Here is an 11,391-nt window from a genome sequence, read left to right as displayed (position 1 = left end):
CTATAAAGCGCCATTTCATTAGCTAGAATCTTTACCCTTAGATCCCAACAACTCATTTGTAAATGAACACTCCGGTTCACCATGCATTTCTAACTCGATTAACTCGTTAAGAGGTACACAGTCTAAATTTGCTAAGTGGAATGTTTGAATCGCTTATGTAGGATGCAGTCCTACCAAATGAGGAAACGCAATAAATACAAGGCTTGGTAACGTCATTCGTTCAAACAGATTGTAATGGTGAGTTGTCAGAAACGACAGATTGGAGACGAATTGATGCAAGTGCAGGTGTATTAATAGTATTGATAGCATTTGAAGCGGTTAGGATTTGGTAGGGCTATTAAGAGTCGGTGTCGCTATTAGAAGCAGATAAAGTATTAGGGATACGAGTATGAAAGCGCTATGAAGAGGCATCAAAAACTAGCGCTAAGATATTGATGCTTTGATACTTTGATACTTTGATACTTTGATACTTTGATACTTTGATACTTAAAGATGAATAAAATTTGCCGAGCGTGATAGTCGCTATATGATGACTCAATAACTTTTCGTTTTGATCATTAGCCTTAAAAAAGCCGCATCAAAATGCGGCTTTCTTCAAATATCAATATCTCGAACCTAAGCAATAAAACCAGTCACTACGACTTAGCTTTAAAACTATCCGGTACTGAGTGACCAGACAGAACCAACAGACCAGCGAGAATACCCAAGTTCTTAATGAAGTTTTGCATTTCATGCGCCCCTTCTAAGCCTGAATAATTCCAAAAATCATGCAACGATACATTGATCACTACCACTAACCCGGCTAGCAACAACGCTACGAGCCATGTAAATCGGTTCGCTATTAATAGTGCAGCAGCACCAATCTGAAAGATACCGGCAAGCCCCAGCAGTACAGGAGCGAATGGCATTTCATGTTTTTCCATCAATTGGATATGCATATCCCACGACACAAATTTCATAATGCCTGGAACCAAGAAATACAACGCCAAAAGTACGCGGCCAGCGGCCAACAATAGAGTGTTCACGTTATTTGTCCCTAATTACACAAATATTAACTAATTATAATGCTTTGTCATTCACAGTGATCTTCACATCAATATTACCTTTTACTGCATTTGAATAAGGGCAAACTTGATGTGCTGTTTTAACTAATTGTTGTGCTTGTTCTTCTTCTAACTCTAGTGTTACAGCTAGCGCAACCGTTAATGCAAAACCACCGGTTTCGTTTGGACCGATACCAACTTCAGCAGTCACTGGTGCTTGAGTTAGTTTTATTTTCATTTCACGAGCTACGTGAAGGATCGCATTTGAGAAACATGCCGAGTAACCCGCAGCAAACAGTTGCTCAGGGTTAGTTGCTTCACCCGTTCCACCCATTTCTTTTGGGTAGCTCAATGCGAGATCAAGCATGTTGTCATCGGTGGTCACTTGACCATTACGTCCTGCTGATGCTGTTGCTTTTGTTGTATATAGTGTTGTCATCATGATGTCCTTCAAATTAGGTACGGTAAAAACCACATTAATTGCTAGCAATTAAATTGCGCGCAATTTATTTTCGGTAAGTATAATTCGATCAAAAGGGAAAACACAAGTATATTGTGCACAATATATTTTCAATAAGGTGTGTGAGATGGCCAATTCAACTGAAAAACTCGACCAAACCAGAGCAGACGGGACTCAATTATTACTTAAAAATCAAGTGTGTTTCTCGCTTTATAGTGCATCAAATGCACTCATTCGAGCTTACCGCCCATTACTGAATGAACTTGATCTTACTTACTCTCAATACTTAGCCATGATGGTTATTTGGGAGCGAAATGGCATCAATGTAAAAGAACTTGGTCAGGAACTTCACCTCGATTCCGGTACGCTTACCCCGCTACTCAAGCGCCTTGATGCAAAAGGATTTATAACAAGACAACGTAGCACTGAAGATGAGCGTATTCGTTTAGTTTTCTTAACTGAAGAAGGGGCTGAACTGAGAAACAAAGCTCTTTCTGTCCCTAACAGCATGCTTTGTAAGAACAAGCTAGATATTGAAGAGCTACAGCAGCTCAAAGCAAGTTGTGACAAGTTATTAGCAAACCTATTGAACTAGGTGTTTAGTTCTGACATGGCAACAATTCAAATTGTAATCGCAGTTCTTGTATGACTATTGTTCTTCTTTAGAAGCAGCTTATCTAAAGTACAACTTCCGCTTCTCGGAATATGAATCAACGAACAAAAATGAATGGTTGAAAGGGCCAAATCAAGAATGGCGTATTGTTTCCATTTATTGCCAAGCAGAAGGATCATCATGTGTTCTTGGATAGGCTTTTAAGAATTCATCCTAAAAATAGTGAGCGGAAAAGTTAAGTGGCTCTTTACGCCTGTAAATAATACTATTTAAGTCTGTAACTTACAGTGAGTTTCGACAGTTTACACTTAGATTTATACCCGGAGCGAGAGCATAATCAACCACAATTTGTGTAGTTTGACTTCAGGCGCTGTTTAAACATTTCTCAAGCTTGCTTTATATCTTGTGGGCTCATTTTCTTGGTCAGAACATCAAAAACTGGTTTAGTTACTTTATGTCCACTATGCCCCACTAGCTCAAGCCACATATATGATTTTCTATTATCTTGGGGAGCATCTTTACCAGTCTCATATCACCCCAGGATTATATTGCGCGCAAGCTTGACCCTGTTCTACAGCTTTTCGATACCACTCTATCGCTATCTTGTAATTTTTAGGTACACCTTCGCCATTTTCATATATCACCCCGAGATTGTGTTGAGCTTTAGTGTCTCCCTACCCGACCACTTTTCGATGTAAATTCTAAAGTAAATGATATAAGTGAATATCATTAAGCTGTATGATATTAATCCATATAGAGTTTCAGTTACAAAGTACAGTAATGTAGAAGCATCCTCAGACGGCTCTATGATAAAACCTATAGCTATATCAAGTCCGCAACTAAAAACGAAGATCATCATCAACCTACCCACGATCCCTTCAGTATTTTTCCAACTTTCACTTAACGATGAAAATATAGGTTTATCGTTTAAAATAGCTTCAAAGTCTGCAAACGCATATTTAGATGCTCCGGTATGATCAATGCTAATGTACCCAACATAATTGCGAGGCAATACAGAAGTTGTACGACCAATAACCTAAGAAACTCCCGCCAAGAGACAGTTTCATCTTTTTTATACCTAGCAGCCTTAAAAGCCATGAATTTAATAAAACGGACCATTAAATAGGTTTGGACAGTGAAGATTAAAATCCAATTAATGAAATTGACCTGAGCATAGTTAACACTCTCCAAAAATAATTCAATGGAGGGGGTAAGCAAGGATGTAAAAATCATGTAAGGTCCGAATATTCTAAAAATTTCACCAGCGTTAGATTTGGTAAAGTAAAAACATTCCGTTAAAAGTTTGTTCATAATATCCACTTATTTGAATAGAGAATGTGCTCTTCCAATTTTTTGAGTAAGCAAACCATATCCTTAACTCCTCGGCCAAAATTACATCAAAAGCTGAATCAAGAACCATTAAGTAACTGCCATAAAAAGTAGCATCCCCCCACAACAATTTCCTTTACTTAAATACCAGCGTTACCAATAATCAGACCAATATCGTGGAATATAAACTTAAGATTGACACAAAAAGTTAAACTACAAATCTATAAACAATGACCAATCTACTATCACCTTATCTACGACCTCGTTAACTGCTTCATCACATTGGTTTTCCAAGCTTTCAATTCTTCTCATCACTCTAAAGTTAATAGGCTCACCAAATAAGTACCTACATCAGTTTAGATTTCTTTTGGTGTTAAGAACGCTTGTAACATTTTTCTCAGTTACATTGCTTGCCTTTATTTATGTTCAATTCACAACTTATAACCTCTCGCCATTCTTCAACTGTCTAAAAATATTATGTCCGCCGCCATTTCATGTTTTTCAAACAAAAAAAAGAGCCACTCTAAAGTGGCTCAATTCTTAAAATTTTAAACAAGTGTTTTAAACGTTACTCGCGACCGAATACGGTATTCTCTTGCTCTTGTACACGGATGAAAGTCGTACGCTTAGTTAGCTCTTTAAGCTTTGCTGCGCCTACGTATGTACAAGTTGAACGTACACCGCCAAGGATGTCAGAGATTGTGTTGTGAACTGAACCACGAAACGGAAGTAAAACAGTTTTACCTTCCGCAGCACGGTACTTAGCAACACCACCTGAGTGCTTGTCCATAGCCGACTGTGAAGACATGCCGTAAAATTTCATGAATTGCTTACCGTCTTGCTCTACAACTTCACCGCCTGACTCAGAGTGACCGGCTAACATGCCGCCTAGCATTACGAAGTCAGCACCGCCGCCGAACGCTTTAGATACGTCACCCGCACATGAACAGCCACCGTCACCGATGATCATGCCGCCAAGGCCGTGAGCAGCGTCGCCACACTCGATGATTGCAGACAGTTGAGGGTAACCTACGCCTGTTTTAACACGTGTAGTACAAACCGAACCTGGGCCGATACCAACCTTAACGATGTCTGCACCCGCTAGGATTAGCTCTTCCACCATATCACCCGTTACAACGTTACCCGCTGAGATAACTTTGTCTGGGAATTCTGCACGAACTTTTTGTACGTAATCAACCAGGTGCTCTGAGTAGCCGTTAGCGATATCAATACAGATAAATACGAAGTCTTCGCTAAGCGCCATAATTTGCTTAACTTTCTCGAATTCAGCTTCAGAGGTGCCTGTTGAAACAAATACGTTGTTCAGTGTTTTCTTGTCTGCTGTTTTAGCGAACTCAGCCCACTGCTCTACCGTGTAGTGCTTGTGTACTGCCGTCATAACACCGTGCTCGGCTAGAGCGGCTGCCATTTCAAAGCTTGCTACCGAATCCATGTTCGCTGCGATTACTGGAGTACCAGACCATTGACGACCGCTATGCTTGAATGTAAAATCGCGGGTTAATTCAACTTGAGAACGGCTTTTAAGGGTAGAACGCTTCGGACGGAAGAGTACATCTTTGAAACCTAACTTAAGTTCTTGTTCGATACGCATGGTGTTTTCCTTGATTCATAAAATTATGTGTCTCTCGCGAAATGCGTAGTAAAACCGTTGGCAGACGAGTTTACTTTTCTTCGGACACAAAAAAACCGGAGCGTTGGCAGACGCTCCGGTTTTCAGCATTATAGGTCGTGATTTAGTAACAGCAAGTCTGATATTTCACTTTTTTTTATGCTATCCTCTCGAAGATTCCATATCTGCTAAAACCTCCCTCTTCCCGATCTCCGACTAAACACTTACTAATTAGTAACTTAGCTAACCCCCAAAGCAAACGCTGTCGGTTTATTGCGCAATCGTTTTCCTCCGCATTTCACGAAATACCCTCCTCACTTCGCAAATATGTGAAGAAAGTTCATCAAAATCACAGAAAAACACCACTTTTACCCTATAAAAAAATGCCTTTTTTCTTAAATAAATTCAATTTTTCTCCTAATTTTTTCTGTTTTCGACCAAATTCGACAAACTCATGGTGCGGTTGGTTAGCATCAACTAGGAAAAGTAGAGTGATAAAGACCCAATCTAAAGGCCAAGACTCACTTGGGTTTGAGAATCCAGCCCTCGCACTCCATTAAATAATGCTTTCAAACTCAAACTTTATAAATCCAATTTCTATTGACCCGTAGCATTACCGTTCCAAAAGCACGTTTCGTGGCAGCCCTTTCGTTCATTTAACCAGGAAGATTCTGCAAAACGCTTAGTAAAAGAGGATTGGTTGAAGTGAAAAGCTAGAGGAAAGATTAGATTTGAAGAACAAAAAGCAAAAAATGGCTAAGGTGGTTAACCTTAGCCATTTTTATTCGCTGATCAGACCGATGCTAATACGCACATAGAAAAGTGCTGTTTAGTGAATAGAGCAGTGTTAGTTCTTTTGAGAGGCTAACGCTTCAGCGGTCGCATCTTGAATAGACAAGAACAATGAGTTGACTTGCCCTGTTGGTGAGCGCATTGGGTTTAGCGTCACGTTCTGATACATGAAATCGGCTTGTTGAGTTACAGGGCGAACATTGCGGCACTTAAACAGATAAGGCCTTTGTTGCCATGTAATGAAGCTGCGGCAACCTAGGTCATAGACTGGCTTGGTTTTCAGTCTAAACCACTCTTCAGGAATTTCAGGGAATAACTCAAAGATCGACTTACCGATCGCATCATGCGATTGCTTACCGCTATGGTGCGTCATGAAGCCATTCCAAACTTGTACCTGAAAGTCACGGTTAATGACCACCAGCCCCATATCGACGTTTTGAACCATGTCCACCATCCAGTGGAACTGTTCAAATTCAGCAGGAAGATTCAGCATATTAAAACTCCTCCATTAGGTAGGCCAATTTGTTGTCTAGAAGAGGCAGAGACTCATCAACGAACATAAACAGAAGGTCACAACGGATAGAAGTGCCGTCTATGTTATAGCTGACTTCGAACGTCATGGTCTTTTTGAACGAGCCACTGGTATTCTCAATCACCGAATCAATTGAGATGTGTTGACCTAGCAGCACAGGAGAGCTCTGGAAGAAACGAACTTCTGACTGCTCCCCTAACCCATTCAAGAATGAGCCGACTAAGATGTTCGATACATCCATCAACAGCTCTAGTTCTTCTAGCTGCTCGCTCTCTGTTGGCACCTTCATGAGCTTCTTAAGATCGCTCACACTGGAATCACTCAACAAGACTAATGCTTCGCCTGCAATGCCTTCTCCGCTAAAGCCTTGGCAAACACCCGACACTTGGTCGTTGTCGGCTAGGTCACGAAGTGCCATGTGCAATTCACTCACTTCGAAGATGTTGACGTTCGGCAGCGGTAGGTGAACAAACACATTAAAGTGACGAGCCAATGCATCGGCTGCACGGCCTATCGCTACGTTCGCGACTTCCATGTAGATGTCGCGTCTGCGAAGTATTGGCAACTCTAAGGCGGTTGGAGTAATGATTTGAGGCTGTTTTGGCGGCTCAACATGCTCACGTAAAATGGCTTTTAACGCTTCTTTATCGATCGGCTTTTGCAAAAATGCTTTGGCACCGAGATCCATCACCTTCTGTTGTGCTTTTGGTTGTATGTCACCCGAAACAACGACAACAGGTGTGGTATCACCCAAGCGCTGCATCTCTTCCAATGTGCCATAGCCGTCTAGTTCCGGCATGGTGAGATCGAGGAACATCAGTTTGAACTGGTTTTGAGCTAACTCTTCAAGTGCATTAAGCCCGTGAACAGCAAACGTTATATCTGCATTTAGAGAACTAGGCAGTGATCGAGCCATCTGCTTCCTTGCTAACGCAGAATCATCACATATAAGAACTGGGAACGACATAAATGCACCACCGACAAATTAAAGCTAATTCGGACGAGTGTAACAGAACATTATGGTATCAGGTACGGGGTGAATGGATTTATGTGTAGATTATTAGTAAGAATGATGAAACAAGCAGGTAAGCTATTATCTGACATTATTCTTCATGAAAAACAATATGCTACAAAGGTAATAACCGATCGTTATTATAGAGTAATAACACTTTTTTATCGAGCAACAGTACTAATTTATGAAATGGCAGCCCTAATAAATCGGTTCATTAAGGCTCGGATTTACTCGTTAATAAACTGACTTCTCGTTTCTAACAGGTGACTTCACATTCCTATCTAAGAGGACTAGAATTGATATGAAGGCCAAAGAATCAACAATGCAAAGCGAATGACCACAGCAAATACCAGTAATGCTATGCCTAAACGGTACCATTTGTATTCTGCAATATTCATTGGGATACGCTTATAAAACATAGTAATCACGCCCTTCCAATCACTACTGCGTCTTCCGTACTGCATCATGCTCGTCAAAACAAACAGTGCGCCAAGCACTAACATTCCTTTTTCAGTCCAGAACAATCCAACTTCCATTTGTAGTTTCCTTGATAAAACGGTGAGCGACTCGATTCATTCTAGTCACCTTTTCTATAGGTTTCTGTAAGACCAAGGTCTATAAATACACATCAATCAACGAGCCATTCAATGGCTAGCGACCAATCGACTCTTCTCAATACATAACAAAATCAATGAATCTAGACTTATAAAACGAAAAAGCCGCTGCAAAATGCAACGGCTTCTAACTAGTCATTCAAACAATAGAGGGCTTTAAAACAGCACTTATCACTTGAGCCAAAAACTTATTATAACCAAGTCAGTTTTTCTAATGGTTTAAGCTGTTCAGTAACGTCACCAAATAACGATTCTGGACCATTAACTTCTACTGACATAATTGGTGCGCCCACTTCTAGGTTAACACTATCAATATCTAGCCAAAAAATAGCAGGCTGAATAGAAGATTCAAAGTAGTAACGTTTTGCTTCATGGTCGCCCAAACTTCTCCACAATGTTGCAGAAATATTTGGGTGATCAGGGTCTTCCATGCCTAGAGGGACACCAATTGAACGCATAATTGACATAGCCGCTGAAGTTGCCATTACGCCATCATCAAATTTAGGCGTGCTTTTCAGAAGATAATTTACACGGACAAAACGGTCAGCGGCACTAATTGTTCCAGGAAGCATACGGTTGCCGCCTATAATTTCCCAATAGTTGTTAATCGCTAACTGCTGATCAAATGTTGGTGAATTTGTCATCACTCGATGAGCTTTACTGTGGTAAATAACCAAGTCCCCATCAATATATTCAAGTACAGCAGAATCACCAGATACATCAGAAATCGCTAGATGTACTGCCGCTGCACGGCCATTAGGAAGCATTGGTGCTGCAATAATAAACGGAACATCTTGCATCGCCTCTACCGCTTCAGCAACTGTTGCAAAATTATCTAGGAAATATTGATTCCAAGCGCCAATCGACATACGCGGTTTTTCACTCAGTGCAACATCGCCGTAGTCAGCTTCTGCTAGGTAAAGTGTGTTAGCAACTAAGCCACATTCATTCATACCATCTGATGAAGCAGCATCGTAAAAAGAACTAAAAATTGAGCCGTATTTTGAGGTCCAAGTTAGAGCATTATCCATATCACCGCCCGTTTGCTTTAGCCCTCGAGGGTAAACAACAACGCGGCTTTTTGCTGTTGGATCGTTCCAATCCATTCCACGACCTGTGATGAATTTGCCAGTATTTGTTTCATAGATGATACGTGTGCACATAAGATTTCCTCAAAAAAGTAAAACGACTAAATAATTCATATTGAGTTAAACACCTCAAATTAATGTGTGTGTCTCGCTCTGTTGACACCAATTTAATCGCAATCACCTTTTCCTTGTAATCTCTTAAGATGGACGGAATCCTCACTTATTCAGAATCGGGGATTCAAATCAACGAATGAAAGCTGAATAGAATATTCATATCGAGTTCAGCTCACCACTCTATACTCTGTTTTCCACTAACAGGAGAAACTCAATGAAATCACTGAAAAAGTCGCTTTGTGTATTAATGGCTTCAGCTTTACTCGTTACCGCTCCGTTTGTGAGTGCTTCATCACCAACACAACCACCACAGCCCGCAGCGAGCCCACTACAAATGGTGATTGCCTCTTTGAACCTAACGGAAGAACAGCACGCTGAAGTCATTTCTCTTGTTGAAGATTACCAATCTGATAGAACACAGATTGATATGGATAAGGCGATAGCGCTTAAGAAGAAACAGATCAACCTTGTGATTCAACCTGTTTTTGATGAAGCGGAAATGGAGAAAGTCATCGACACCGTTCAAGCAACTGAGAAGTCGATGGTGATGCAGGAAATGCGTCTGAAAAATAATATTTACAATGTGCTAACCAACGAGCAGAAAGAGCAATTCAAAACGATGATGAAATCAGCAATGTCTGGTGGAAAATAATCTCGTAGTAAATAAATCTGCCTAGTAACAAATAGGCGCCCCTGATATTGATTCTTCCCATCCCCCCAGAAAAGGGAGAATCTGAATAGATAACAAAAAAAGCCGCAGTCATTATGATGACTGCGGCTTTATTGTGTTCAGTACACCATTAGCAAATCACGTATAAGAATGATTAGACAAATCTGGAGATTGATTGTGCTTTTGAATAACACGCATTAATTGGATAAGTAGAAGAATACCAGTTACACCTAAACCAACTCCGATTCCTCCCCAGATCCCAGCAAGCTGAAACTGTGGCATCAAATACCAGGCTGCAGGCAAACCAAACACCCAGTAACCAATGGCTGTCATAACAGTCGGCATTGAGACAATCTTCATCCCTCTCAACAAGTTAATCGCCAGTAACTGCCAAGCATCTACAATAAAGCACAGAGCCACCACCCAGATCACAGAAGCCAATAACGAAGTCATTGCGCCAGTACCGTCGTCGAGCTTAAAAATAGAAGCGATCATTTCCGGCCATATAATGAACACGGCAGACAACACGACGCTCAACACCGATACTAAGATAAAGCTTTGAATTGACGTTCGCTTGATTCCTTCGAAATTACCCGCACCAAAATCACGACCAACCAAAATCGCTGCAGCTTGTGAAAAACCAAAATTGAAGTTCCAAGTAAAACTTAAACATTGAAGCAAGATTTGATGTAAGGCTAACGAAGCAATACTGATCGTTCCCGCCATTAAGGTACCGCCATATATCAAGCCATGCTCAAGTAAAGCCGCGAGTCCAATCGGTAAACCCATCATTAATAAAGGGCTCATCAACTTAATGGAATACTCTTCGGTATTTAACCAAGGGGCGAATTGTTTGAACTCATCACGTTTGAACACCCAAACCGTGTATCCAATCATCACGATAAATGCCGCAATAGCCGTACCTAGTCCTAATCCAGTTAAACCCATATCGAGTTGGAACGTGAGGAGGTAGCTTACTGGCACATTCAGGATTACGGTGATGATCGACATCACTAGAATGGAGCGTACATTACCAAACGCACTGGTTAAGCCACGAAGCACCAACAATATAAGCGAAGGCAGCATCACCCATTTCAAGGCATGCACGTATTCCATGGCCAAAGTGATCACTTCTTGTGGCTGCTTGGCCGCTTCTAATACCAGTGGCGCGAACCAAAAGCTTGCCATCAAGCTGACACTGAGTACGAATGCCAACATAACTGCGCCTTTAACGGCCAACCTAATTTGAGTATTGCCAAACTCTGGGCGAGCTACGCGCTGACCATAAGCGATCGCGATCAGGTTCGCGACACAGCCTACGGTGCTGCTGGCAATGATAAAAATGAAGAAGTAGATAGAGGCACCTAAGCCACCAGCCGCAAGGGCTGACACACTGATACGCGACATCATCCAAACATCAGTAAGGACTAACGCCATAGAGATCAGCTGAGAAATGATCAAAGGGAATGCGAGTGTGAGTATTTTTTTCATGGG

At 41.2% G+C, this 11,391-nt stretch carries 10 protein-coding genes and 1 pseudogene; 2 read left to right on the top strand and 9 right to left on the bottom strand.

What is annotated here, in order from left to right:
- Nucleotides 1–635: 635 nt before the first annotated feature.
- Nucleotides 636–1,025, bottom strand: a complete 390-nt coding sequence (locus BCU75_RS08060; RefSeq protein ID WP_102473478.1) for a DoxX family protein — start codon at nt 1,023–1,025, stop codon at nt 636–638.
- A gap of 34 nt (nt 1,026–1,059) precedes the next feature.
- Entirely contained in the window at nt 1,060–1,482 is a 423-nt protein-coding gene (locus BCU75_RS08055; protein ID WP_102466042.1) for an organic hydroperoxide resistance protein, read from the bottom strand.
- A 148-nt stretch (nt 1,483–1,630) separates the two neighbouring features.
- Here BCU75_RS08055 and BCU75_RS08050 point away from each other — a divergent pair, with 148 nt between their 5' ends.
- Nucleotides 1,631–2,098 (top strand): MarR family winged helix-turn-helix transcriptional regulator, encoded by a 468-nt coding sequence (locus BCU75_RS08050; RefSeq protein ID WP_102473477.1) that lies wholly within the window; start codon nt 1,631–1,633, stop codon nt 2,096–2,098.
- 545 nt (nt 2,099–2,643) lie between these two features.
- Here BCU75_RS08050 and BCU75_RS24825 read toward each other — a convergent pair.
- The 6 genes and pseudogenes from BCU75_RS24825 to BCU75_RS08010 form a co-directional block, all read right to left on the bottom strand.
- Nucleotides 2,644–2,769 (bottom strand): annotated as a pseudogene (locus tag BCU75_RS24825) (hypothetical protein); the annotation flags it as partial.
- Between the two features lie 1,244 nt (nt 2,770–4,013).
- The gene (locus tag BCU75_RS08030; RefSeq protein WP_102473473.1) at nt 4,014–5,057 is read right to left on the bottom strand and encodes a GMP reductase; all 1,044 of its coding nucleotides are present in this window, start codon (nt 5,055–5,057) and stop codon (nt 4,014–4,016) included.
- Nucleotides 5,058–5,922: 865 nt separating this feature from the next.
- The gene (locus tag BCU75_RS08025) at nt 5,923–6,360 is read right to left on the bottom strand and encodes a PAS domain-containing protein (RefSeq protein ID WP_102473472.1); all 438 of its coding nucleotides are present in this window, start codon (nt 6,358–6,360) and stop codon (nt 5,923–5,925) included.
- Nucleotide 6,361: 1 nt separating this feature from the next.
- Nucleotides 6,362–7,366, bottom strand: coding sequence for a response regulator (locus tag BCU75_RS08020; protein ID WP_019821697.1), 1,005 nt, complete (start codon nt 7,364–7,366; stop codon nt 6,362–6,364).
- 335 nt (nt 7,367–7,701) lie between these two features.
- Nucleotides 7,702–7,947 (bottom strand): hypothetical protein, encoded by a 246-nt coding sequence (locus BCU75_RS08015; RefSeq protein WP_102473471.1) that lies wholly within the window; start codon nt 7,945–7,947, stop codon nt 7,702–7,704.
- A 269-nt stretch (nt 7,948–8,216) separates the two neighbouring features.
- Nucleotides 8,217–9,188 carry a linear amide C-N hydrolase gene (locus BCU75_RS08010; protein WP_076677210.1) on the bottom strand — a complete coding sequence of 324 codons (972 nt, stop codon included), beginning with the start codon at nt 9,186–9,188 and terminating at the stop codon, nt 8,217–8,219.
- Between the two features lie 253 nt (nt 9,189–9,441).
- Between BCU75_RS08010 and BCU75_RS08005 the strand changes: the two genes are divergently transcribed.
- Nucleotides 9,442–9,879, top strand: coding sequence for a Spy/CpxP family protein refolding chaperone (locus tag BCU75_RS08005; protein ID WP_076677212.1), 438 nt, complete (start codon nt 9,442–9,444; stop codon nt 9,877–9,879).
- Between the two features lie 156 nt (nt 9,880–10,035).
- Here the strand turns inward: BCU75_RS08005 and BCU75_RS08000 are convergent, their stop codons facing one another.
- Nucleotides 10,036–11,388, bottom strand: a complete 1,353-nt coding sequence (locus BCU75_RS08000) for an MATE family efflux transporter (protein WP_102473470.1) — start codon at nt 11,386–11,388, stop codon at nt 10,036–10,038.
- Between the last annotated feature and the right edge of the window lie 3 nt (nt 11,389–11,391).

Origin of the sequence: Vibrio splendidus, from assembly GCF_002873455.1 — a bacterium.
In the GTDB taxonomy this organism is placed as follows: Bacteria; Pseudomonadota; Gammaproteobacteria; order Enterobacterales; family Vibrionaceae; genus Vibrio; species Vibrio splendidus_J.
Note: the sequence above shows the minus strand (reverse complement) of the source record. Positions and strands in the feature narration are given on the sequence as shown.